The 23,074-nt window shown below is 67.5% G+C and carries 24 protein-coding genes; 12 read left to right on the top strand and 12 right to left on the bottom strand.

Annotated features, from left to right (window positions below; genetic code table 11):
- Window positions 1–181: hypothetical protein (locus Q8K49_RS04495; protein ID WP_305304386.1), on the bottom strand; the 181-nt coding region annotated here is incomplete at its 3' end.
- A gap of 38 nt (window positions 182–219) precedes the next feature.
- Here Q8K49_RS04495 and msrA point away from each other — a divergent pair.
- From msrA to aguB, 5 genes are all read left to right on the top strand, one after another.
- The gene (gene msrA / locus Q8K49_RS04490; protein WP_305304385.1) at window positions 220–843 is read left to right on the top strand and encodes a peptide-methionine (S)-S-oxide reductase MsrA; all 624 of its coding nucleotides are present in this window, start codon (window positions 220–222) and stop codon (window positions 841–843) included.
- 255 nt (window positions 844–1,098) lie between these two features.
- Window positions 1,099–4,509: a TonB-dependent receptor gene (locus Q8K49_RS04485; RefSeq protein ID WP_305304384.1), complete on the top strand. Its 3,411-nt coding sequence runs from the start codon at window positions 1,099–1,101 to the stop codon at window positions 4,507–4,509.
- Window positions 4,510–4,697: 188 nt separating this feature from the next.
- On the top strand, window positions 4,698–5,699 hold the full coding sequence (locus Q8K49_RS04480) for an agmatine deiminase family protein (protein WP_305304383.1): 1,002 nt from the start codon (window positions 4,698–4,700) through the stop codon (window positions 5,697–5,699).
- The gene (locus Q8K49_RS04475) at window positions 5,696–6,091 is read left to right on the top strand and encodes a four helix bundle protein (protein WP_305304381.1); all 396 of its coding nucleotides are present in this window, start codon (window positions 5,696–5,698) and stop codon (window positions 6,089–6,091) included. Before Q8K49_RS04480 ends, Q8K49_RS04475 begins: the two co-directional genes overlap by 4 nt.
- The gene (gene aguB, locus Q8K49_RS04470; protein WP_305304380.1) at window positions 6,088–6,990 is read left to right on the top strand and encodes an N-carbamoylputrescine amidase; all 903 of its coding nucleotides are present in this window, start codon (window positions 6,088–6,090) and stop codon (window positions 6,988–6,990) included. The genes Q8K49_RS04475 and aguB overlap by 4 nt, the downstream gene beginning before the upstream one ends.
- Here aguB and Q8K49_RS04465 read toward each other — a convergent pair.
- From Q8K49_RS04465 to Q8K49_RS04445, 5 genes are all read right to left on the bottom strand, one after another.
- Complete coding sequence (locus Q8K49_RS04465) at window positions 6,971–7,783, bottom strand: PA-phosphatase (protein ID WP_305304379.1); 813 nt, start codon at window positions 7,781–7,783, stop codon at window positions 6,971–6,973. The genes aguB and Q8K49_RS04465 overlap by 20 nt on opposite strands.
- Window positions 7,780–8,268, bottom strand: coding sequence for a hypothetical protein (locus tag Q8K49_RS04460; RefSeq protein ID WP_305304377.1), 489 nt, complete (start codon window positions 8,266–8,268; stop codon window positions 7,780–7,782). The genes Q8K49_RS04465 and Q8K49_RS04460 overlap by 4 nt, the downstream gene beginning before the upstream one ends.
- 108 nt (window positions 8,269–8,376) lie before the next feature.
- Window positions 8,377–8,727, bottom strand: coding sequence for a ribonuclease (locus Q8K49_RS04455; protein WP_305304376.1), 351 nt, complete (start codon window positions 8,725–8,727; stop codon window positions 8,377–8,379).
- A gap of 107 nt (window positions 8,728–8,834) precedes the next feature.
- A complete protein-coding gene (locus Q8K49_RS04450) occupies window positions 8,835–9,887 on the bottom strand; it encodes a deoxyhypusine synthase (protein ID WP_305304374.1) in 1,053 nt (350 codons plus the stop codon).
- A 240-nt stretch (window positions 9,888–10,127) separates the two neighbouring features.
- Window positions 10,128–11,393: a type III PLP-dependent enzyme gene (locus tag Q8K49_RS04445; protein ID WP_305304373.1), complete on the bottom strand. Its 1,266-nt coding sequence runs from the start codon at window positions 11,391–11,393 to the stop codon at window positions 10,128–10,130.
- Between the two features lie 357 nt (window positions 11,394–11,750).
- On the opposite strand from Q8K49_RS04445, the gene Q8K49_RS04440 reads away from it, so the two are divergent.
- The 4 genes from Q8K49_RS04440 (at window position 11,751) to phnE (ending at window position 14,721) form a co-directional block, all read left to right on the top strand.
- Window positions 11,751–11,975 carry a hypothetical protein gene (locus Q8K49_RS04440; protein WP_305304372.1) on the top strand — a complete coding sequence of 75 codons (225 nt, stop codon included), beginning with the start codon at window positions 11,751–11,753 and terminating at the stop codon, window positions 11,973–11,975.
- A 111-nt stretch (window positions 11,976–12,086) separates the two neighbouring features.
- Window positions 12,087–12,911, top strand: a complete 825-nt coding sequence (phnC, locus tag Q8K49_RS04435) for a phosphonate ABC transporter ATP-binding protein (protein ID WP_305304371.1) — start codon at window positions 12,087–12,089, stop codon at window positions 12,909–12,911.
- A complete protein-coding gene (gene phnD / locus Q8K49_RS04430; protein ID WP_305304370.1) occupies window positions 12,908–13,906 on the top strand; it encodes a phosphate/phosphite/phosphonate ABC transporter substrate-binding protein in 999 nt (332 codons plus the stop codon). Before phnC ends, phnD begins: the two co-directional genes overlap by 4 nt.
- Window positions 13,907–13,962: 56 nt before the next feature.
- Complete coding sequence (gene phnE / locus Q8K49_RS04425) at window positions 13,963–14,721, top strand: phosphonate ABC transporter, permease protein PhnE (RefSeq protein ID WP_370867727.1); 759 nt, start codon at window positions 13,963–13,965, stop codon at window positions 14,719–14,721.
- A gap of 75 nt (window positions 14,722–14,796) precedes the next feature.
- Here the strand turns inward: phnE and thrS are convergent, their stop codons facing one another.
- From thrS to Q8K49_RS04405, 4 genes are all read right to left on the bottom strand, one after another.
- Window positions 14,797–16,722 carry a threonine--tRNA ligase gene (gene thrS / locus Q8K49_RS04420; RefSeq protein WP_305304368.1) on the bottom strand — a complete coding sequence of 642 codons (1,926 nt, stop codon included), beginning with the start codon at window positions 16,720–16,722 and terminating at the stop codon, window positions 14,797–14,799.
- On the bottom strand, window positions 16,722–16,967 hold the full coding sequence (gene yidD / locus Q8K49_RS04415) for a membrane protein insertion efficiency factor YidD (protein ID WP_305304367.1): 246 nt from the start codon (window positions 16,965–16,967) through the stop codon (window positions 16,722–16,724). Before yidD ends, thrS begins: the two co-directional genes overlap by 1 nt.
- 80 nt (window positions 16,968–17,047) lie before the next feature.
- Window positions 17,048–17,518, bottom strand: a complete 471-nt coding sequence (locus Q8K49_RS04410; RefSeq protein ID WP_305304366.1) for an iron-sulfur cluster assembly scaffold protein — start codon at window positions 17,516–17,518, stop codon at window positions 17,048–17,050.
- Between the two features lie 17 nt (window positions 17,519–17,535).
- The gene (locus tag Q8K49_RS04405) at window positions 17,536–18,342 is read right to left on the bottom strand and encodes a tetratricopeptide repeat protein (RefSeq protein ID WP_305304364.1); all 807 of its coding nucleotides are present in this window, start codon (window positions 18,340–18,342) and stop codon (window positions 17,536–17,538) included.
- Between the two features lie 93 nt (window positions 18,343–18,435).
- On the opposite strand from Q8K49_RS04405, the gene Q8K49_RS04400 reads away from it, so the two are divergent.
- Window positions 18,436–19,821 carry a M17 family metallopeptidase gene (locus Q8K49_RS04400; protein WP_305304362.1) on the top strand — a complete coding sequence of 462 codons (1,386 nt, stop codon included), beginning with the start codon at window positions 18,436–18,438 and terminating at the stop codon, window positions 19,819–19,821.
- On the opposite strand, the gene Q8K49_RS04395 is transcribed toward Q8K49_RS04400, so the two are convergent.
- Window positions 19,785–20,288 (bottom strand): hypothetical protein, encoded by a 504-nt coding sequence (locus Q8K49_RS04395; protein WP_305304361.1) that lies wholly within the window; start codon window positions 20,286–20,288, stop codon window positions 19,785–19,787. The genes Q8K49_RS04400 and Q8K49_RS04395 overlap by 37 nt on opposite strands.
- Before the next feature lie 135 nt (window positions 20,289–20,423).
- Here Q8K49_RS04395 and Q8K49_RS04390 point away from each other — a divergent pair, with 135 nt between their 5' ends.
- Complete coding sequence (locus tag Q8K49_RS04390; RefSeq protein ID WP_305304359.1) at window positions 20,424–21,209, top strand: NlpC/P60 family protein; 786 nt, start codon at window positions 20,424–20,426, stop codon at window positions 21,207–21,209.
- Between the two features lie 64 nt (window positions 21,210–21,273).
- Here Q8K49_RS04390 and Q8K49_RS04385 read toward each other — a convergent pair whose 3' ends face one another.
- On the bottom strand, window positions 21,274–22,020 hold the full coding sequence (locus tag Q8K49_RS04385; protein WP_305304358.1) for a cytochrome c family protein: 747 nt from the start codon (window positions 22,018–22,020) through the stop codon (window positions 21,274–21,276).
- A 139-nt stretch (window positions 22,021–22,159) separates the two neighbouring features.
- Here Q8K49_RS04385 and Q8K49_RS04380 point away from each other — a divergent pair, with 139 nt between their 5' ends.
- Window positions 22,160–22,912, top strand: coding sequence for a 3-deoxy-manno-octulosonate cytidylyltransferase (locus Q8K49_RS04380; RefSeq protein ID WP_305304357.1), 753 nt, complete (start codon window positions 22,160–22,162; stop codon window positions 22,910–22,912).
- The last annotated feature ends 162 nt before the right edge of the window (window positions 22,913–23,074 follow it).

Here is a 23,074-nt window from a genome sequence, read left to right as displayed (position 1 = left end):
GACCGCAGACGGCGTGCGCGAGCCGCTCAACCGTCGCGCCACCATCGGCATCAACTTCCGCTAAACCCGGAAGGCCGAAGGCCCGCAACACAGAGCCGCCGCCTTCCGAAAGGGAGGCGGCGGTTTTGCCTTGGGCGGTTGATCTGAAACCGTCCGGGCCCGACGATCGTATGTCGGTCATGGCGCGGACCTTGTCGCGCCGTCGGAGATCCCGCCCCCATGTCGCGCCGCGCCCTCGCCAGTCTCGCGATTCTCGCCCTCGCCGCCTGCTCGCCGGGCGCTCCCGCCGAGAGCGCCCCTTCCGGTCCGCAGGCGCGGGACGGCGGCCGTCGCGAGGTCGCGGTCTTCGCCGGCGGATGCTTCTGGTCGGTCGAAGCCAATTTCGAGCACATGCCGGGCGTGGTCGCGGCCGTGTCGGGCTTCGCCGGCGGCCAGGTCGCCAATCCCACCTATGATCAGGTGGTCCGCGGTGGGACAGGCCATCTCGAGGCGGTGCAGGTGACCTTTGATCCGGCCCGCATCAGCTATCGCCAGCTGGTCGACCGGTTCTGGCGGACGATCGACCCTACCGACCCCGACGGCCAGTTCTGCGACCAGGGCGCATCCTATGCGACGGCCGTCTTCGCCAGCGGGACCCAGAAGCTGGTCGCCGAGGCGTCGCGCCGGGCCGCCGTCCGCACAATCGGGGCCGCGCGCTTTGTCACCCCCGTGCGTGATGCTGTCCGTTTCTGGCCCGCCGAGGCCTACCATCAGGATTTCGCCCGGCGGAATCCGGTGCGGTACGGCGGCTATAGCCGGTTCTGCGGTCGCGCCGCCCGCTTGCGGGCTGTCTGGGGCGAATAAGTCCGCCCCGCCGGCGAATCAGTCCGGACCCGGACGAAAGCGGGCGGTTTGCCAGAAAGGCGCGTCGGGGCGAAACCGTCCACAGCTTCGACCGGCGTCCGGGTGTGTCTCTGCCGCCACCCGGCCCGGCTGTCACATCACTGTCACACGAATGTCGTCCCATTTTCCGATGGCACGCCTAGAGGGGGCGGGAGATTAGCCGGCTGCCGCCGGTTGCCGAGCGCACGCGCTCTTCTTCATCGGGGATAGATGACAATGACGAACCGCAAACGCGTCTTCTGGGCCAGCACCGCCCTTCTCACGACGCTGGTTTCCGCGACTGCCGTCTATGCTCAGGAAACCACAGCGTCCGTGCGCGGCCAGTTGGTGACTGCCGGGGGCGCACCGATCGGCGGCGCGGCGATCACCTTGGTACACCAGCCTTCAGGCACGACTTTGAACACCGTGTCGGACGGCTCAGGCACGTTCGATGCCCGCGGGCTTCGCGTAGGCGGCCCCTATCTGATCACGGTCCAAGCCGAAGGCTATGCCAGCGAAGCCATCGACAATGTCTTTCTGACGGTCGCCGAAACGACCCGTTTGACCATTGACCTGGAAAGCGTCGCGGCCCTGGACGACGTGATCGTGACCGCGGTGCGTGACGTCACGGCGAACAACACGGGCGTTTCCTCGGTTCTGGACCGCGAAGGCGTCGAAAGCGTCGTCTCGGTCAACCGCGACATCCGCGACCTGGCGCGCCGCAATATCCTGGTTTCCCAGAACACCCGCGGCGACGGCGGCATCTCGATAGCCGGCTCCAATCCGCGCACCAATCGCATCACCATCGACGGCGTTCAGGCCCAAGACGACTTTGGCCTGAATACCGGCGGCACGCCGACCCGTCGCGGTCCGATCTCGCTCGACGCCATTGAACAGTTCGCTGTCAGCGCCGTGCCGATCGACGTCGAGAACGGCGACTTTCAGGGCGGAGCCCTGGATGTTGTCCTGCGCTCGGGCAACAACGATTTCCAAGGCTCCGCCTTCGTCAACTATCTGAACGACGGCATGGTCGGCGACTCGATCGACGGCGTCGAGATCCCTTCTGCCATCACCCAGAACAACTACGGCGCCTTTATCTCGGGCCCGATCTGGCGCGACCGCCTGTTCTTCGCCCTGTCCTATGAACTGTATGAGACAGCCGACCAGACCCAGACGGGGCCGACCGGTGCGGGTTACGCCAACGAGATTCGCGGCCTGACCCAGGCGAACATCGACGCGATCATCAACAGCTTCAACACCCTGTACGCCACTGACTTCGATACCGGCAACATCGTCCGTACCAAGCCGATCACGGACGAGAAATACTCGGCCAAGCTCGACTGGAACATCACCGACAATCACCGCCTCGCCCTGACCTATCGCAACGCCAACTCCCAACTGTTCCAGCGCACCAACCTATCGACCAGCTCCGCGGGTCTGGACTCGCAGTGGTATCTGACCGGTGAGGACGACCAGGCCTATGCCGGCGAATTGAACTCGCGCTGGTCCGACAGTTTCTCGACCCAGTTCCGCGTCAGCCTGCGCGACTACGAGCGCGTGCAGAACCCGCCGTCTGGCCAGGAGTTCGCTGACATCACCATCTGCTCGGCTCCGACCAGCATCAACTCCGGTGGTGACACGCTCACCGGCTGCGGCGCCAACTCGGTCGTCCGCTTCGGCCCCGACCAGTTCCGCCACGCCAACTTCCTGACCACCGAGAACCTCCAGGTCCAAGCCAAGGGTGAATACTCCCTCGGCGACAACCTGTTCAAGTTCGGCTATCAGGGCCAGTTCGTCGACGTCTTCAACATCTTCGTGCCTTCGAGCGACGGTGTTTACTATTTCGACTCGGTTGCCGACTTCCAGGCCGGCCGAGCCAACCGATTGTTCTATAACAACTCGGTAACGGGTACGGCCACGGACGCGGCCGCGGCCTTTGCCTACGAAGTGCACAGCCTGTTCGCCCAGGACACGTTGCAGCTGTTCGACAACTTCAGCCTGACCGCCGGCTTCCGCTACGACTTCTATCGCAGCGACGACGAACCCGCCCTGAACCCCAACTTCGTCGCCCGCAACGGCTTCGACAACCAGACCACCTATGACGGCATCGACATCCTCATGCCGCGCGTCTCGTTTGACTGGGAAGCGACGGATTGGTTGAACGTCAAGGGCGGCCTCGGCCTGTTCTCGGGCGGCATCCCCGACGTGTTCCTCTCCAACAGCTTCTCGAACACCGGCGTCTTTACGTCGAGCGTGGCGATCGAGCGTCTGGCCAACGGCACGTTCCGCGAGACCACGGGCGCTCCGGGCTTCACCCAGGCGATCGGCGCCGACGCTTTGAATATCAATCTGGCGAACGCTCGCTTCGGCTATGACATCCCGGCGTCTGTTGAGGCCTTGCTGGGAGGCGCGGTCGTGTCGCCGTTCTCCGAGACCAATGCGCTGATCCCGAATTTCCAGATCCCGGCGGACTGGAAATCCTATCTCAGCGCTACTGTTCGGGCGCCGCAAGGCTGGGCTTCGAGCTTCACGCCTGAAATGGTCTCCGGTCTCCTCGACGACTGGCGGCTGAGCCTCGACGCCGTCTTCACCAAGGTGGATACCGGCCTGTCGTTCCGCGACTTCCGCGCGCAGGAACTGATCATCAACGGTGTTCAGCAGCTCACGCCCGACGGTCGCATTCGCTACGATGGCCTGAACCTGACGGCTGCCCAGCGCGCTGCGCAAGGCATCAGCTCGCAGAACGGGGGTTCCAGCCGCGACATCGTCGCCATCAACACCGACGAAGGTGAGGGCTATACGATCGGCCTCAGCGCCTTCCGGTCCTTCGACAATGGCCTGGACATCCTGCTGGGCTACGCCCGCCAGAACGTCGAGGACCGCGTCTCGGGAGCGCGCTTCGGCTCGACCGCCAGCTCGCTTTACGGCAGCGGCGCGGCGGGCCTGGACCCCAATGAGGAGGCCTACGGCACCTCGTTCGAGGAAATCCAGAACCGCTGGAAGGCTGAAATCGGCTACAGCCGCTACTTCTTCGGCGACCTGGAAACCCGCTTCAACCTGTTCGGTGAAATCCGCGACGGCCGTCCGATCAGCTTCGTAATGTCGGATGCCACCAGCGGCCGGGGCGCCACCTTCGGCGTCAACCGCGGCAACTATCTCTTCTATGTGCCGGACTTCGCCAACGATGCCGACCCGACCGACCTGAACGTCGGCATCGTGACTTTCGACAGCGCCGCCACCCGCGACAACGTTCGCAATCTGGTGGAGACCTTTGGTCTCGAACAGGGGACGATCCTGGGCAAGGGCCAGGGCTCTGATGACCAGCCGGAAATCTATCAGATCGACCTGCAGTTCAGCCAGGACCTGCCGAGCTTCTTCCTGCCTGGCAAGTTCCGCCTGGTTGCCGACCTCCAGAACGTCGCCAACCTGTTGAACGACGAATGGGGCATCATCGAAGAGTACAGCGACACCGTTCGCGTGGTCAGCGCAGGCTGCGCCAACGCAGCCGGTGTAGCCTCCGGCACGAGCAGCGCGGTGTGCGACCGCTATCGCTACACCAACTACAACACCGGCGCCCTGACCCGCACGCGGGACAACAACGGCAAGTCGCTGTGGGCGGTACAGGTTAGCCTGCGCTATCAGTTCTAAGGCGTCTCGATTGGGATAAATCCGAATACTGATGGAAACGAAGGGGCGGTCCGGGAACGGACCGCCTTTTTCTTTTTGTCCGCCATGCACAGCGCCGGTCGTCCCGGCGAAGCCGCATGAGTTGAAGTCGGGGGCCGGCGTGTCTATCTGGCGCGGTCGCCACGCCGCCGTTCAGGACCAAGCTCCTCATGACCACCCCCGTCCCCGCCGAATGGTCGCCGCACCGCGCGATGTGGGTCGGCTGGCCCAGCCATGGCGAGCTGTGGGAGGACAATCTCGAGCCGGCGCAGGCCGAGGTCGAGGCCTTGGTTCGCGCGCTCGCCGGGCCGGGCCGGGAGGCCGTGAAGCTGATGGTCGGCAAGCCCGAGGCCTTGGACGACGCCCGCGCCCGTTTCGCCGGTGTTCCGAACGTCGAGGTCGTCGATGGCCGCTTCGGCGACATCTGGCTGCGCGATACCGGACCGATTTTCGGCGTCGGTTCGGCGAGCGCGGCCGCCTTCCGCTTCAACGGCTGGGGCGGCAAGTACGAACTTGAACACGACGATACGGTCGCGGACCAGATCGGCGCGGCCTCGGGCGTAGCGTTGGACCGTCATGACGTCATTCTTGAAGGCGGAGCACTGGATCACGACGGGCAAGGGACCCTCGTCACCACCCGCCAGTGCCTGCTGAACCCCAACCGCAACCCTGGTTGGAGCGAGGCGAAAGCCGGGGCCGCGCTCAGGGAATCGCTCGGCGCCCGCAAGGTGCTGTGGCTCGGCGACGGCCTGTTGAACGACCACACGGACGGCCATGTCGACAACCTCGCGCGTTTCGTCGCGCCCGGTGTGGTCGCCTGTCCGATCGCCTGGGGCCGCGGGGATCCGAATGACACGGTCTATGATGCGATCGCGAAGGCGCTGTCGGAGATGACGGATGCGACCGGCGCGCCCCTGAAACTGCTGCGCCTGCCGTCCCCCGGCTTCATCGGTGATGAGGATGGCCGGCCCATTCCGGCCAGCCACATGAATTTCCTTATCGCCAATGGGGCAGTCATTGTCCCGACCTACGGGAACGATCGCGCCGCCGATCTGGTGTGTCAGGGGCTGAAGACCGTCTTCCCGGACCGTGAGATCATCGCGCTGTCCTCCATCGCCATCCTGTCGGGCGGCGGATCCTTCCACTGCATCTCCCAGCAGGAACCAGCATGAGTGGCGAGTGGCGAGTGGCGAGTGGCGAGGTCCGTCACTATCGCGATCTCCTCGTCTGGCAGAAGGCGATCATCTGGGGTGAAGCCGTCTATGCTGCTACCCGCAATTGGCCTCGAGATGAGAGGTTCGGCCTGACCAGCCAGATCAGGCGGGCCGCAGTCTCGGTGCCTTCGAATATCGCAGAGGGCTGCGCGCGCCGGAGCACTGCAGAGTTTGTGCGCTTTCTGTCGATCGCACGAGGCTCGTTGGCGGAGGTGGAAACGCAAACCATCATCGCCGCCAAGCTTGGCTATCTCGACCAAGGCACGCAGACATCTCTTTTGGAAGCTGCGGATGAAATCAGCCGGATGCTCGCCGGCCTTATCGCCAAGCTGGAGGAGCGCCGTACATGACTTCACTCGCCACTCGCCACCCGCCACTCGCCACTCGGTCCATCTCCGTCGCCGCCCTGCAGACCTCCTATGGCGAGGACCTGCAGGCCAACATCGACAAGACGATTGATCTCGTGCGGCAGGCAGCCGCGAAGGGCGCGCAGGTGATCCTTCCGTCGGAGCTGTTCCAGGGGCCCTATTTCTGCGTCTCGCAGGAGGAGCGCTGGTTCGCCGGCGCCCACCCCTGGCGCGAACACCCGTGCGTGACGGCGCTCCAGCCGGTCGCCGCCGCACTCGGCGTCGTCATCCCCGTCTCGATCTTCGAGCGCGAGGGGCCGCACTATTTCAACTCGATGGTCATGCTCGACGCGGACGGCTCGGCCCTGGGCGTCTATCGCAAAAGCCACATCCCCGACGGCCCGGGCTATCAGGAGAAATACTATTTCCGGCCCGGCGACACCGGCTTCAAGGTCTGGAACACCCGCCACGGCCGCATCGGCGTCGGCATCTGTTGGGACCAGTGGTATCCCGAGACCGCCCGCGCCATGATGCTGCAGGGGGCCGAGGTGCTGATGTATCCGACCGCCATCGGTTCGGAGCCGCACGACAAGGCGCTGGACACAGCCGAACCGTGGCGGCGCGCCATGCAGGGTCATGCGGTGTCCAATGTGGTGCCCGTCGTCGGCGCCAACCGCATCGGCCGTGAACAGGTCAACGAGGCCGGGCAGGTCTTCTACGGCTCATCCTTCATCGCCGACCATCGCGGCGATCTGGTCGAGAGCTTCGGACGGGGCGAGGAGGGCGCGCTGGTCCACACCTTCGACCTCGACTTCATCGATCGCCACCGCGCCGCCTGGGGCTTCTTCCGCGACCGCCGGACCGACCTGTACGGCTCGCTGGTCAGCCCGCGTCCGGCCTGATCGCCGCAGGCGCGCTCCACTGCCGAAGGGCGCGGCGTTCGGCGGCGCAGGACGGTTGGATCAGGCCCTCGGCGCGCGCGGCGGCGACCTCGGCCCTGGCGGCTTCCAGCTCGGCCTGGAATTCCGGCTGTGCGGACGCGCGGGCGAACAGACCCACCCCTTGACCGATCCCCGCTTCCACGTCGGAGGCCCAGTTGACCCGGCAAACAGCGCGGCTGAAGGCGATCTCCCGGCCCATGCGCCGAGCACCGTCGGCCCGGTCCGGCGCGAGCGCGGCGAACAGTTCGCCGTAGGCCGCGGCGACGATGGCCCCGCCGGCGGGCCAGGCCGAGGCGGCGCGCGATTCCGGGGTCAGGCGCTGGCAGGGCTCCAGGCCCGCGATCAGGGCGACGGGCCGTTTCGGCGCGGGATCGGGGGTCAGCGGGGCCAGGGCCTGGACCAGGGCCTCCGCATCAGCCAGCAGCCGGTTCATGACGCGGGCCAGGGCCGGACGCGGCCGCTGGTTCAGGCGCGCGCTCAGCAGGCAGTCGAAATGCTGGGCCGCCTCCGGTGCGCGCAGTTCGGCATGGGCGGTGGCCAGCCACCAGCGGTCGGTTCCCGGCGATACAGCATGGACCGTCGCCAGATCGTTCGCGTTGGGGCTGGACATGGCGGGAATTGAGAGTGCGGCCAGACCGCCGATCTGTTCGGCCGGAAGGTAGCCTGAGGGCGGTGGGATCAGGGCCGGAGGGCCGCCCGCAGCGGCGCACCCGCCCATCAGGAGGCCGGCGGCCAGGACGGCGGCCGGTTTCACCGGCCGTTGGTCCAGTCGAGCTGCACGCTGGTCGGGCCGTCCTCGACCGGTGTGGCGACAACGTGTAGCAGCTTGCCGCTTCCGTCCCCGGCGGCGGCGCCATAGGCGCGGGCGTCGCCGGTGTTCATGGCCATGATCGAGGCCAGGCCGGCCGCCTCGGCGCGCTGGCGATAGAAGGCAACCACAGCGTCAGGGGTCGCCTCGGTGGTGAAACTCAGGATGCCGCCAGGTCCGTCAGGACCACGCGCGACGGTGACCGGTCCCTGCGCGGTGCCGCCCGGATAGACGACGGCGAAAGCGGGGGCTCCGGGGGCCGCCGGGGACGCGCCGGCGGAGGATTCAATCGGGGCGGCTGCGGCTGGCGCCGCGGCGTCCGCGACGGCGGCGGCTTCAGCGGCGGTCGGGGCCTCATCCACGGGGGCCTGGCTACAGCCAGCCATGGCCATGGCCGCCATCAGTGTGGCGGCCGCGAGCGTACGCTTCATCCCGTATTGTCCTTGAAAGACTGTCGTTGAGTGGCCGCACCGTGGCTCAAGCCTGCGGCGGCGGCAAGGCGGGTTCGCGCCTTCGCCAAGGCGCGGTAGATGCAGCCATCACCCGGTCGCGGCGTCGGCCTCGCCCCGTCTGCCCTCGACGGGCTCGCCCTCGGGTCCGGTCGTATCCTCGCCGGTGTTCTTGACCGGGTCCGGGTCGGCCTTCGCCTGGGGCTGCGGGTCGGCAAGGGCCAGGCCCTCGGCGGCCAGCATTGTGTCGATGGCGTCCTGGTCGGGATCGATCTCGGACCCTGTCGCGGAGCCGCCCTGAAGGCTGCCGGCGCGGGTGTCCGAACCCATGCCGCTGCCCGACAGGGCCTCGGTCAGGGCGTCAGGGGTGCGGCCCAGATCAGGCTTTTCGCCCATGTCTTCCGCCTCACGGGCGTCGGCGGTCTGCGGTGTGTCGCTCATGGTGAAGCTCCTTCGCCCCACAAAGCGAAGCAGGCGGCACCCGGTTCCGCATACGAAAAGGGCCGGGATCGAAATCCCGGCCCCTCGTCTATTTGGCCGCCGGCTTGCTACTTCCCGAACAGCTTGTTCCAGCGGCGCCTGTCGCGGTTCTTCCAAGACCCACGATGGTACGCGTCCGAGCCGATCAGCGGCACCACCGTGGTGGCTTCCGCGAACACCATCTGCTCGTGCGTGGTCTGGACCTTGCCCCACGAGGCGGCTTCCTTGAGCGTCGACGACGAGCAGGCGCCGTCGCGCACGTCGGCGACCGTGATCTGGACCGCATAGCGGTGCATCTCGGCCTCGATGCCGAGGATTTCGGCGCAGACAACCGTGTCCTGCGCAAAGTTCTTGGGCACGCCGCCCCCGACCATGAACAGGCCGGTGACGCCCGCCGCGATCTTGATGTCGGTCAGTTCACGGAAATCGGCCACCGCGTCGATCATCAGATAGGGCTTGCCCAGCGCGATCTGCTCCTTCTGGTGCTTGACCAGGCCGAAGCCGGCCGAGCTGTCGACGAAGGCCGGGCAGAAGATCGGCACGCCCTCTTCATAGGCGGTCTGGATCAGCGAGCCGGGCTTCTTCGCATTGCCCTCGCTCAGCCATTTGCCCATCTCCCAGATGAACTCGCGCGAGGAGTAGCCGCGCGGCTCCAGAGCGTTGCAGATCTCCAGGATGGTGTGGTCGCAGGCCTGAAGTTCTTCCTCGTCGATATAGGTGTCGTAGATCCGGTCGATGTAGTTGTCGCGCAGAACGTTGTCGTCCACCTCGCCGGCGGCCTGATAATGTTTGAAGCCTAAAGCTTCGAAGAAGTCCATGTCGACGATCGAGGCGCCGGTGGCGACCACGGCGTCGATCATGCCGAACTTCACCATGTCGCGGTACACGTGCATGCAGCCGCCGGCCGAGGTCGAGCCGGCCAGGATCAGCCACGGCGAGCAGTCCTTGTCCTCGATGGCCATGTTGAAGATGTCGGCCGCCCGGGCCGTGTCGCGGCTCGAGAACGACATCTTGCGCATGCTGTCGATGATCGGCCGGGCGTCGAACGAGGTGATGTCCACGTGCTCCACGGTGTTCTGGAGCAACTGGGCCTTCTGGTTGGTCTGAACGGGAGCGTTCATTGCAAGGGTTTCCCTTTGATTTGAGCGCCCGTCGTTGATGAGGGTCAGGCTGGGACGGAGCGACCAACCAGACCCTTCTCCCACAGGGAGAAGGAGGGGCCCGCTCGCGAAAGCGAGTGGGAGGATGAGGGGTTCCGGTGTTCGACGCCCTAGCGCCTTAACCCCTCACCCTTTCGCGCAAGAACGACGGCTTCGCCGCCGGGCGCTCAAGCCCTCTCCCAATGGGAGAGGGAAGCGAAACTACCGCCGCTGCTTCTTCCGCTGGCCGGCCTTGCCCTTCGGCCGGGACAGGCGAACCACCTTGCGCGCCGTCTCTTCCGCCGAGGTGCGAACCGTCGGGATGGAGCGGGGCGCCAGGCCGTAGAGCGAGGCCATCGGGGCGTCCTCGACCGCGGCGAGGTCGTGCTCGCCATAGCCGTTGAAGCCGGTCGACATGGCCACGCCATAGGCGCCCAGCATGCCGATCTCGATGAAGTCGCCTTCCTGCACATCGGCCGGCAGCCAGAAAGGGCCCGGCATGTGGTCGATGGAATCGCAGGTGGGACCATAGAAGCGGAAGGGCTTCAGCTCGGTCGAACTCGCGCCGTCCCGGACCAGCTTGGTCGGGAAGGGCCAGCGCGAATGGGTCGCGTCGAACAACGAGCCATAGGAGCCGTCGTTCAGATACAGGGCGTCGCCCTTGCGCAGGTCGACCCGGCACAGCACCGAGGACGACTCGGCCACCAGCGCCCGGCCGGGTTCGCACCACAGCTCGGTGGTTTCGGACACCGGCATCTCGTTGAAGCCCCGATGGATGGCGTCGGCGTATTCGCTCATGTCTGGCGGGACCATGCCCGGATAGACCGAGGGGAAGCCGCCGCCGACATCGACGATGTCCACGAACACGCCCGCGCGGGTGATGGCGCGGCCGACCTGGGCCATGGCGGCCTCATAGGCGGACGGCCGCATGCACTGGCTGCCGACATGGAAGCAGACGCCCATCAGGCCGTCCTTGACCGCCTGGCGGGTGGCCAGCAGCAGCGACGGAGCCTGATCCGGCGAGACGCCGAACTTGCCCGACAGCGAATAGGCCGCGCCATCAGCCACGACAGTCATGCGCACCAGCAGGTTCAAGTCGGTGGCGCCGCCCGTGGCGTCCATGATCTTTGCCAGCTCGTCATGGCTGTCCAGCGAGAAGGTGCGGACGCCGTGCTCGAAATAGGCCTTGGTGATCGCGCCGCGGCTCTTGACCGGGTGCATGAAGGCCAGACGCGCGTCGGCGCTGACCGAACGGACCAGTTCGATCTCGGCGAGCGAGGCGACGTCAAACCCGGTAACACCTGCCTCGACCAGGGTCTCGATGACCCAGCGCGAGGGATTGGCCTTCACCGCATAGAAGACGTCAGCGTTCAGATTGTCCTGGAACCAGCGCGCCGCTACGGAGACAGAACGCGGTCGCACGAGTGCGACGGGACGTTCAGGAGACCGCTCACGGACCAGGTCCAGGGGAAATGGATACGTGCGCAATTCACGTAAACCCCTGTATTTGTTAAACCCAATCCGGCGTTAGCAGCGCATAGTGTCAGACCACGGGGTCCGCCGGAAAGCGCGATGTAGGGTCACGCGACTGTCATGTAAAGCGGTTTTTTCGAGGCGGGGTGCGGGTTTGGGCGCGATTGGTCCGGGTTCGGATTAAGGATGGCAGGGCGGGAGCCGCCTTTGTGACTCAGCCGCAACTTGCCGCCCCGCAGACCGCCGATACCGTGTCCCGCCAACACTGGGGGACTTTCCAATGCGCCACGCCGCCTTCCTTGCCTCCGCCGCCCTTCTGCTCGCCGCGCCGTCGTCCGCCAGCTGCCGGGCGGCTTCGAATCCTCGGCCGCGGTGCTGAACGCGCTTCGCTCCAACGCCCTGTACGGCCAGCCGGACAGCTATTGGGAAACGCTGGCGCCGCGCTATGAGACGATGACGGCCGAGGCGATGGACGCTGAGGCGCGCCGCATCATCGACAGCGGTCAGCTGGTCTGGGTCGTGGTCGGCGACGCTGCGACCGTGCGGCCGCAGCTGGAAGCCTTGGGCCTGCCCGTCGAGGTGCTCGCGGCCCAGTAGCGGCCGGGTCGGTTGCGCTGGACGAAATCGCTGGGGACGTGCCATTAAGACTTGCCTCGCGGGCCTGATCAGGTGATGCGGCGCGCCCCTGCAACCGCTTCCAGCGTGTCCATGACCTCAGCCGCCGCCGCCGTCGCGCCCAGTGTCGTATCGGCCAGTGTCGTATCGGCCCGGGACGTGTCCAAGACTTTCGGCGCCCGAAAGGCGTTGAACGGCGTGTCCGTCGAGGTCGCCGCCGGAGAAATGGTCGCCCTGATCGGACCGTCGGGCTCGGGCAAGTCCACGCTGCTGCGCTCCATCACCGGGCTGCAGACGATCGATTCCGGCAAGGGGACGATCTCGGTGTTCGGTGAGGTCGTGCAGAAGAACGGTCGCACCACCGGGGCCACCCGCGCCGCGCGCCAGAAGCTGGGCATGATCTTCCAGCAGTTCAATCTGGTCGGCCGGCTGTCGCTTTTCTCCAACGTCATGCTCGGCGCGCTCGGTCGCATCCCGGGCTGGAAGGGCGTCATCGGCGCCTGGCCAAAGGCGGACAGGCGACTGGCCATGGCGGCCCTGCACCGCGTCGGCGTGGCCGACTACGCCGCCCAGCGCGCCAACACCCTGTCGGGCGGCCAGCAACAGCGCGGGGCCATCGCCCGCGCCATGGTTCAAGGCGCCAAGGCCATCCTCGCTGACGAGCCCGTCGCCTCGCTGGACCCCGTCTCGGCCCGCAAGGTCATGGAGCTGCTGGTCGAGCTGAACCAGCGCGACGGCTTCGGCGTCATCGTCACCCTGCACCAGGTCGACTACGCCATCCGCTATTGCGACCGCGTCATCGCCCTGAAGGCCGGCCAGGTCGTCTACGACGGCCCCTCCACGGGCCTCAACACAAAGCAACTGATCGACATCTACGGTCCCGAATTCGAGGACGCGTTCTGGGAAACCAAGGCATGACCCTGCCATCCTTCACCCGCCGGCTGGCCCTCGCCGCCGTTCTCGCGCTCGGCGTCGCCTCCTGCGGCGGCAGCGATGACAACAAGGCTGGCGCAACGCCGTCCGAAATCACCTTCTCGATCCTGTCGGCCGAGGGTCAGGCGTCGGCAGGACCGCTGTGGCAGCCCCTGCTCGATGACATGTCCAAGGCCATCGGCGTGCCGGTGAAGCCCTATTTCGGCTCGAACTACACTGTGCTGGTCGAGGCCATGCGCGGCAACCAGACCCAGGTCGCCTGGTTCTCGGCCAAGCCGGCGGTCGAGGCCATCGACCGCGCCGACGCCGAGGTCATCGCCCGCACCGTCAACAAGGAAGGCCTGGACAGCTATCGCTCGACCCTGATCGTCCGCACCGGATCGGGCATCACGCTGGATCAGGTCATGGCCTGCGGCAAGCGCTATGATTTCGGCATCGGCGACGCCCAGTCGACCTCGGGCACGCTCGCGCCCATGGCCTTCCTGTTCAATCCGCGGAACATCGTCCCGGCCCAGTGCTTCAAGACCGTTCGTTCGGCCAACCACCAGTCCAACGCCTTCTCGGTCGCCTCGGGCGTGCTGGACGTCGCGACGTCCAATACGGTCAACACCGTCTTTATGACCAAGCAGAACCCCCAGATCGCCGCCCAGATTCAGGAAATCTGGCAATCGCCGCCGATCCCCGAGAGTGGGATTCTGGTGCGCGAGAACCTCGATCCGGTCCTGAAGGAGAAGATTCGCAGCTTCTTCCTGACCTACGGCCAGGGCGACAGCGTCGAGGCCGAACGTCAGCGTCAGGTGCTGGCGGGTCTCGAATACTCTCGCTTCAACGCCGCCGACGACAGCTACCTGAATCCGATCCGCGAGATGATCGCCGACCAGCAACTGAACGAAGCGCGCGCCAAGGGCGACACGGCTGCGGCCGCGACGGCCGAGCGTGAACTGCAGCGCCTGCGCAGCCTGCGCGAGGTCCAGCCTTGACTGACGCCGCCGCTAGGCCGGTAGCGACGGCTGTTCCCAACCCGCCGACCAGGTCGATGGGCGCCTGGGCGCTCGACCTCCTGATCTGGGGCGGTGTTGCCGCCATCCTGATCTACAGCTTTGGACCGGTGGACCTGAAGAACCTCTCCAAGCTGGTGACAAATGCCGGCAATACACAGGCGATCACGGCCGGCCTGCTTCATCCTGATTTCGCCGACTGGCGTCTGTACGTCAGCAAGATGTGGGAAACTGTCCAGATCGCACTCTGGGGCACCTTCCTCGCCGTCATCCTCGCGGTGCCGCTGGGCCTGTTGGCCGCCCGTAACATCGCCCCTTTCTGGATCGTCACGCCGATCCGATGGGTGATGAACCTGTTGCGCTCCGTCCCGGACCTGGTGATCGGTCTGCTGTTCGTCGTCGCCGTTGGTCTTGGCCCTCTGGCTGGCGTGCTGGCCATCGCCCTGAACACCGCCGGGGTGCTGGCCAAGCTGTTCTCCGAGGCTGTCGAATCCATCGACAAGGGGCCCGTCGAGGGCGTGCGCGCCACGGGCGCCTCGAAGCTTCACGAGATCGTCTGGGGCGTGATCCCGCAGGTCGCCCCCCTCTGGACCTCCTTCGCCCTCTACCGGTTCGAATCCAACAGCCGTTCGGCGACGGTGCTCGGCCTCATTGGCGCCGGGGGCATCGGCCAACTGCTGTTCGATTACATGAACGCCTTCAATTATACCGCCGTCGGCGCCGTTGTGATCATCGTGATCATCGCCGTGACTCTGATCGACATGCTGTCCCAGGCCATGCGCAAACGCCTACTGTAACGGACGGCGCGTTCCGGCCAACGAAAAGCCCGCCTCGACGATCGCGAGGGCGGGCTTCTTTCTTCAGCAGACACATCAGGCCGGGCGCAAGTCCGGCGGCGTCGCCTCTTCGGTCAGCATCCGGATCGCTTCGTCCAGCGACACGACCTCCTGCGCCTGCGAGCCCAGGCGCCGGATCGCCACCGTGCCCTGTTCGGCCTCATTCTTGCCGACCACGGCGATGACCGGAACCTTGCCGACCGAGTGTTCGCGCACCTTGTAGCCGACCTTCTCGTTGCGCAGGTCCAGCTCGGCGCGCAGGCCCGCGGCCTTCAGCCGTTCGACCGTGGCGCGGGCGTAGTCGTCGGCCTCCGAGACGATGGTCGCCACCACGATCTGCGTCGGGGCCAGCCACAGCGGAAAGGCCCCGGCGTAGTTCTCGATCATGATGCCGATGAACCGTTCGAACGACCCGAGGATGGCCCGGTGCAGCATCACCGGCCGGTGCTTCTGACCGTCCTCGCCGATATACGTCGCATCAAGCCTTTCCGGCAGGACATAGTCGAGCTGCAGCGTGCCGCAGGTCCAGGTCCGGCCGATGGCGTCCCTGACGATGAAGTCCAGCTTGGGCGCATAAAAGGCGCCGTCGCCCTCGGCGATGACCGGATCGACCCCGGCCAGTCGCGCGGCCTCGCCCAGCATGGCCTCGGCCTTGTCCCAGAATTCGTCTGAGCCGGCGCGCACCTCGGGCCGGGTGGCCAGGGCGATCTCGTGCGTGGTCATGCCCAGATCGGCGTGGATGACCTGGGTCAGGCGGATGAACCGTTCCGTCTCCTCGACGATCTGGTCCTCGCGGCAGAAGATGTGGGCGTCGTCCTGGGTGAAGCCGCGCACCCGCATCAGGCCGTGCAGGGCGCCCGACGGTTCATAGCGGTGGCAGGCCCCGAACTCGGCCATGCGCAGGGGCAGCTCGCGGTACGACCGTTGGCCCTGATCGAAGATCTGGACGTGGCCGGGGCAGTTCATCGGCTTGAGCGACAGGGTCTCCCCCTCGACCGTCTCGCAGACGAACATATTGGGCCGGTATTTCTCCCAGTGGCCCGACTTCTCCCAGAAGGTCCGGTCCAGCACCTGGGGCGTCTTGACCTCGACATAGCCGGCGGCGTCCAGCCGGCGGCGCATATAGGCTTCCAGCACGCGCCACAGCACCCAGCCCTTGGGGTGCCAGAAGACCATGCCCCGGCCTTCCTCCTGCATGTGGAACAGGCCCATGGCCTTGCCGATCTTGCGGTGGTCGCGCTTCTCGGCCTCCTCGACCCGCAGCAGATAGGCGTCGAGATCCTCCTTCGAGGCCCAGGCCGTCGCATAGATGCGCTGCAGCTGCGGATTGCGGTGATCGCCGCGCCAGTAGGCCCCCGCCAGCTTGGTCAGTTTGAAGGCCTTGCCGACGAATTTGGTCGAGGGGAAATGCGGCCCCCGGCACAGGTCGACCCAGCCGCCCGTGGCGTAGGTGGTGATCGTCTCGGTGCCCGGCAGGTCGCGGATCAGTTCGGCCTTGAACGTCTCGCCCTTGGCCTCGAACAGCTTGATCGCATCGTCCCGGTCCCAGACCTGGCGGACCAGCTTTTCGTCGCGGTCGACGATCTCGGCCATCTTCTTCTCGATGGCGGCGAAGTCGTCGGTCGAGAAGGGCTCCTCGCGGAAGAAGTCGTAATAGAAGCCGTCCTCGATGGCCGGGCCGATGGTCACCTGGGTGCCCGGGAACAGCTCCTGCACGGCCTGGGCCAGCACATGGGCGGCGTCGTGCCGGATCGTCTCCAGCGCATCCGGATCGTCGCGCATGATCAGTTTGAAGTCGCCGGAGCCGCCGAGCGGGCGGTCCAGGTCGCGTTGCTCGCCGTTCAGGGCGACCAGCGCCGCGCGCTTGGCCAGCGACGGCGAGATGGATGCCGCGACGTCACGGCCCGTGGCGTCGGCGGGATACTGGCGCGAGGCGCCGTCGGGGAATTTGAGTTCGATCATCAGTCTGTCTTTACAGGCGGAACCGGGTCGTAGCCCGATTGGCCGAAGGGATGGCATTTGCACAGGCGCCGGACCGTCAGCCATCCCCCCTTGATCGGTCCATGCTGGATCAGCGCGTCCCGGCCATAGTCCGAACAGGTCGGCAGGAACCGGCATTGCTGCCCGATCAGGGGCGACAGCGTCAGCTTGTAGCCGCGATGGGCCAGCCGCACGCCGCGTTCATAGAGAGTTTCGCCGGAAGCCATGTCGCCGCGCTTATCCCTCGCCAGACGCGAAGGAGCAACACGGCCTCAAGTAGCGCCAGCGACAGGCCGACATCAGCCCTTCAGGCTGCGCCGGCGAGGCTAGTTCGGGTGTCCGGCCCTTTGCGAGCGAGGGCCTGCCGCACTGCCTCCAGCGTCGCCTCGACGGCGACCATGGCCGAGGCGTGGCGCGCCGGATAGTCGGCGACCTGTTTCAGGGCGCGCAGGCCCTCGAACCGGCCCGTCGGCCCATCGCTGCCGCCCTTCAGCATGGCGGACATGGCGTCGCGCGCCTCAAGCAGTTCGTCCAGGGAAGCGCCGATGACCGTCTCGCCGAGAACGCCCGCAGCTGCCTGTCCCAGCGCGCAGGCCTTCACATCCTGTGCAAAGGCCAGAACCCGGCCGGTCTCGTCCAGCGTCACGTCGACAATCGCCTTCGAGCCGCACAGTTTGGCCACCCGCTCGCCCGTTCCCTCCGGCGCAGCCAGCCGTCCGCTGTGCGGAAGATTGGCCGCCAGCTTGAGGATGCGCGCGCTGTAGAGCTCGTCGATCATGGCCGGAATATAGGCGATCAGCCGCCCTGGAGCGAGCCCCAGGTGCGGGCCTGATCGGCTCCGGTCGCGCCGGCACGCTCGCGCAGCCAGGAAAGATTGCGGTCGGCGGCCTCGGGCGGCAGGTCGCGGCGCAGCATCTGTTCGGCCTCGGCCATATTGCCGGTCAGGCCCAGCACCATGGCCAGGTTCAGCCGCACCTTCAGCGAGGCGCCGGGCTGGGCCACGGCGCGGCGCAACAGGGGCTCGGCTCCGGCCGCATCCCCGCGCGTCATGGCCGACATGGCCATGTTGGACAGGACATCGGGATTGTCGGGCGACAGGACCAGGGCCTGGGCCCAGGCCGCGCGGGCGTCGTCAGGTCGGCGCACCTGCTCATAGGCCGCGCCCAGCAGGGACCAGGCCCGCCAGTCGCCGGGACGGGCATTGCGCGCGCCTTCAAGCGAGGCGATGCCATAGAAGGCCTGACCGCGGGCGATGTGCGCGCGTCCGGCCTCCAGCATGGCCTCGACATTGGCCGGCTGGACCACCAGAACCTTGCCCGCCATCTCGGCGGCCTGGTCGAAGCGGCCGAGTTCGCGCAGGGCCTGCGCCGCCTTCACGCCGGCGACGGGGTCCATCGGGTCGATGTCGGCCTGGTCGGACCAGAAGATCTGCCGGCTCAGCGCGTCAGTGCGCTCATAGGCGGCGCGGACATCGGCCGTGGCGGGCTGACGCACCGCCTGGGCGGAGGCGGGCGGCGCGACCACGGGATCGGCCATGACGGGCGCGGCCTGGCCGGCCAGCAGAAGGGCGACGGTTGCGATACGGGCGGTCGTGCGCGACATGGAAGGCGCTCCGGAAGGTTCGACCCGAGACTCGGCCCTTCTCGTCAATCCTTGGTTAAGATCGGCCCGTTCAGGCCGGAAAGGCCGTCGCCCATGTCCGCCCTGCATCCCGACCTGCTGACCACCCAGGCCGAGGGCGCGATTCCGGTGCTATTCGTCGGTCCGGAGGGGGTGATCGACCCGGCGATGCGGAGCTGGGCCGAGGCCAACGGCTTCAAGGGCAAGCCGGGCCAGATCCTGGTCGCGCCGGACGCCGACGGCGGGATCGCGGCGGTCCTGGTCGGCGCCGGCGAGACGTTTGATCCCATGTCCGCCCGCGCACTGCCGGCGAAACTGCCGCCGGGCCTCTACCGTCTCGAAGCGGAGCCGGAAGACGCCCGCAAGGCGGCCCTGGCCTTCCTGCTCGGGGCCTATGTGTTCGACCGCTACAAGGCCCGGCCCGAACCGGATCAGGTGCGGCTGGTCGCGCCCGGGGGGCTGGACGTTGAGGCGGCCCTGCGCATCGCCTCGGCCTGCGCCCTCGCCCGCGAGATGATCGACACCCCGGCGGCCGACATGGGGCCGTTGCAAATCGAGACCATCGCCCGCGAGATCGCCGCGGCCTCCGGCGCCACGGCGACCGTGGTCACCGGCGACGCCCTGCTGGAGGAAAACTATCCGACCGTCCACGCCGTCGGCCGCGCCGCGGCGCCGCACCGCGCGCCCCGGGTCATCGAGATCGGCTGGAACCTCGACCGCGCCGACCTTCCGCTGGTCGCCCTGGTCGGCAAGGGGGTGGTGTTCGATTCCGGGGGCCTGGACATCAAGGCCGCCGCCGGGATGCGCAATATGAAGAAGGACATGGGCGGCGCGGCCCATGCCCTCGCCCTCGGTCGGCTGGTCATGCAGGCGACCCTCCCCGTGCGGCTGGTGGTGCTGGTCGCCGCGGTCGAGAACGCCATCTCCGCCGACGCCTTCCGGCCCGGCGACATCCTGAACAGCCGCAAGGGCCTGACCATCGAGATCGGCAACACCGACGCCGAGGGCCGGCTGATCCTCGCTGACATCCTGACCCGCGCCGGGGAGCACTCGCCGGACCTGACGCTCGATTTCGCCACCCTCACGGGGGCGGCCCGCATCGCGCTCGGGCCCGAGCTGCCGCCGCTCTACACCGACGACGAAGCCTTGGCCGCCGACCTGCTGGAAGCCGCCCGCGCCGTCGGGGATCCTCTGTGGCGCATGCCGCTGTGGCCCGGCTATCGGGCGGCTCTGGAGACGGAGATCGCCGATCTGCGCAACGACTCTGCCGGCTGGGCCCAGGCCGGGTCGGTCACCGCCGCCCTGTTCCTGCAGAAATTCGCGCCGACCACCGGCGCCTGGGCGCATATGGACATCTTCGCCTGGAACCCCCGCGCCCGCCCCGGCTGGCCCGAAGGCGGCGAGGCCCAGGCGCTGAGGGCGGTCTACGCCATGCTGAAGGCGCGGTATCCGGCCGCTTGAGGGAGCCACCCTCGTCCATCGCCGTCACCCGGTACGCCGCCGGGCCGTGCCCGTGACCGGCGCGGTCGCCTCGCCCGGGCGGCGTACCGGGTGACGCGGCCGGCGATCATCCGCGGCAAGGCGGCGACCCGCGCCCGCGCCTCGCCGAGGCTGCTGGCGGCCAGGATCGTTCCCGCGATCAGCAGGGCGTCAATGAAGACGCCGACATCGAACACGGCGAACCAGACCAGGAGATCAGGCAGCATCAGTCCGAACAGGCGCAAGCCCTCCGCCTCGAACAGCAACGCCAGCGTGAACCCGGCGGCGGCCAACAGGGTGAAGAAGACGATTCTGCCCCGCCCGAGGCGATTGAGAGCGTGGGCCGGAGCCTCAACCAGCCCGCGTCGCAGCGCCTTGCCGAGCGCGCTGCCCGGCGACAGCAGAAGCCCGGCGCACAGCAGCGCCGTCAGCCCGCAAACGATCAGCATCCGCCCCTCCGCAATCGTGCAGGCCAGAACTGGTCCTCCTTGCGCCGGATTCAAGACGATCGCCGGACGAGCCGTCATTAACGGGACTTTCGCCTTCGTGTGGCATAAGAACCGGCCAACCGTCAGGGCTTTCGTTTGACCGACTACGCCGCCGCCTCGGATTCTCGCACTACCCTAGCCCGGCCCGACCTCGCCGAGCAGGCGTTGGAAGGGATAGTGCGCGCCACCGCCTTTCGCGCGGTGCGGGGCATGCATTGCGTGGCGCCGGTTGCCGACATCCACATCGACGCTGTGGCGGGCGAATATCCTGTCGACCAGCTGATCTTCGGGGAGGTCTTTGACGTGCTCGATACGCGCGGCGATCAGGTCTGGGGCCGCGCCCGCCGCGACGGCGTTGTTGGTTGGGTGATGCTGTCGGCCCTCAGGGATGGCGCTCCGCTGGCGACCCACCGCATCGGATCGACCGGCGAAAGCCTGCCGCTCAATGCCCTTGTCGTCGAGGCGGGCGATCCGCCGGGACTGGCCCCCATCGGCAGTTTCGCGGCCGAGCCGGTCGAGGTGGCTGAACGGCTCTTGGGGACGCCCTACAAACTGGGCGGCCGCTCCTCTCTGGGCACCGACTGCTGCGGCCTTGTGCAGCAGGCGCTCTATGCCTGCGGCCGCGCGGCCCCGCGCTATGCAGACCAGCAAGCGGAACTCGGACAGGCTGTGGTGGCGGATCAGGCCCGGCGCGGCGATCTGGTGATCTGGCTCGATCCAGAAGAAGGCCCATGGAACGGCCATGCGGGGTTCATGCTGGACGGAGACCGGGTGCTCCACGCCGTCGGGCGGCTGGGCGGGGTGGCGATCGAGCCGTTCGCCGAGGCCGATGCCCGCCATCGCGTCGCGGGATCTGACGGGCCGGTCATCCGCCGCCTCTGACGGCAACGAAAAAGGGCGGCCCGAAGGACCGCCCTTTCCATCATCTCAAAGGGACACGCCCCGGTCAGTGGTTCGGCGGCGCCGGGCTGGTGGCGGCCGGCGGAGCGGCCGGAGTCGCCTGGGTCGAGGATTGGCCGACCGGTCCGGCGGGCGGAGCCGCCCCGGCCTGACCGCCGGTGGCGGCAGCGGCGGTTTCGGCGCCGGCGACCGGAGCCGTGCCTCCAGCGGACGGCGCGGACGCCGCCCCCGGCTGGCGGGCGGGATCGGGAGCGGGAATGGCCATGCCGGTTGAGCCCTGCGAACGCAGCCAGGCGATCAGATTGATGCGGGTGGCGGTGTCGCGAATGCCCGCGAAGGACATCTTCGTGCCGGGCACGTGGCGGCCCGGGGCGGTGATGAACAGGTCCATCTCGTCCAGCGTCCAGGTCGGGTTCGTGACGGCGTGAGCCTTCATGGCGTCGGAATAGGCGAATCCGGCGTGGCTGGCCGTCGGACGACCGGCGATTCCGTACAGGTTCGGGCCGATCCCGTTGGGGCCGCCGGCCGTGACCGTGTGGCAGGATTTGCAGCGGGCGAAGGCGGCCTCGCCGGCGGCGAGGTCGGCGGTCGGCAGGACCGTGCCCCAGTCGGGCGGCAGGACGACCTCGGCGGGTCCGCCGGCGGCTTCTTCCGGCGCGTCAACGAAATAGCCCATCTTTTCGGGAGTTTTGGTGTGGTAGATGAAGGCCGTGCCCTCTTTCACCATCAGGATCACGAAAACGGTCGCCAGACCGGCGCCCATGATCTTGTTCAGCTTCAGATCGCCGCTCATACGCGTCGTCTCATCCCGTTTCTGAGGCCCGGCCACACGCGCAGCGGGGCGAATTCTTGCGTGGGCGTCTCTTACACGCTAGCGCGGCCTTCGCAACCGGCTGAAGGTCAGTCTGAGAGTCGCAGCCCCGGACACCGATGTGAACCCGCTGATCCTGATCCCGGCCCGGATGGCCGCGACCCGCCTTCCGGACAAGCCCTTGGCCGATATCGGCGGCGCGCCGATGATCGTCCGCGCTTGGGAACAGGCCGTCCGGTCGGGCCTGCCCGTCGCCGTGGCCGCGGGCGATCCCGAGATCGTCGCGGCCATCGAGGCGGCCGGCGGCGTCGCCGTCCTGACCGACCCGGACCTGCCCTCGGGCTCGGACCGGATCCGCGCGGCGCTGGAGGCGATCGACCCGGACGGCGCCCATGACGCGGTGATCAATCTGCAGGGCGACATGCCCTTCGCCGATCCCGCTCTGGCCCGCGTCTGCGCCGACCTGCTGGCCGCCGAGCCTGCCTGCGACATCGCCACCCTGATCGCGCCGGAGGCCGACGCCTCCGACCGCTCGAACCCGGACGTGGTCAAGGCGGTGGTGACGATGGGGGAGGGCGAGCGCTATGGCCGCACCCTCTATTTCACCCGCTCGACCCTGTTCGGCGACGCGCCGGTCTGGCGCCACATCGGCCTCTACGGCTACCGCCGCGCCGCCCTGGAACGCTTCTGCGCCGCACCGCCATCGCCGCTGGAGCGTCGTGAGAAGCTCGAGCAGCTGCGGGCGCTGGAAATGGGCCTCCAGATCTGGGCCGCCGTCATCGCCGAGGCCCCGCTGTCGGTCGATAATCCGGACGATCTGGCGGCGGCGAGAGCGATTGCCGGGAGGCAACAGGCAACCGGCAACAGGCAGTAAGGAACCCGAATCCCGGCCGGGTAGACTAGGACGAATCGACATTCAGCGCATCCAGAGCATGGAGGCGGCGATGTGGATGAAGGCCAGGTAGTGGCTGGCTAGCCGGTCGAAGCGTGTTGCGAAGCGGCGGAAGTGCTTGAGCCTGTTGAAGCAGCGCTCGAT

Origin of the sequence: Brevundimonas sp. (assembly GCF_030682035.1) — a bacterium.
Classification (GTDB): Bacteria; Pseudomonadota; Alphaproteobacteria; order Caulobacterales; family Caulobacteraceae; genus Brevundimonas.
This window is presented reverse-complemented; position numbering and strand designations above follow the sequence as displayed.